General features: G+C 62.7%; 1 protein-coding gene. It reads right to left on the bottom strand.

The features are described 5' to 3' along the window. Positions 1 to 237 precede the first annotated feature (237 nt). On the bottom strand, positions 238 to 383 hold a 146-nt coding region (locus EN879_RS38760; RefSeq protein WP_164774981.1), incomplete at its 5' end, for an ATP-binding protein.

Genomic DNA, 383 nt, shown 5'->3' with positions numbered 1-383 from the left:
GTCTCGGCCTGGTCGCCAGCGTCGGAATCGGGGGCGCGCTTATCTATGCCCTTCAGACCCGCGATGCGGGTCGGCCGAACGAAGAACTGTCAATGGCCACGGAATCGGGACCCTGTTTTTTCCCGCAAAAGGGACCCCGGCTTTCGGTGTTGAGAGGCACGCCGGTAAGCGCCCGATCAGGCGAAGCTGGTCGGGGTTGCACAGCCTGATCGGGCGCGACTGATTGGCTTTCGAACTTCAGCTTTGAGAGCGGCTCTTGAAGCGCCAGGATTCGTTGCCAGTCTCGGCGATCTCGCAGTGATGGGTGAGGCGGTCGAGCAGCGCGGTTGTCATCTTGGCGTCGCCGAAGACGCTCGGCCATTCCCCGAAGGCGAGATTGGTGG

Origin of the sequence: Mesorhizobium sp. M7A.F.Ca.AU.002.02.1.1 (genome assembly GCF_003998535.1) — a bacterium.
Taxonomy (GTDB): Bacteria; Pseudomonadota; Alphaproteobacteria; order Rhizobiales; family Rhizobiaceae; genus Mesorhizobium; species Mesorhizobium ciceri.
The sequence above is the reverse complement of the archived record's forward strand: the minus strand, read 5'-3'. Positions and strand labels throughout refer to the sequence as shown.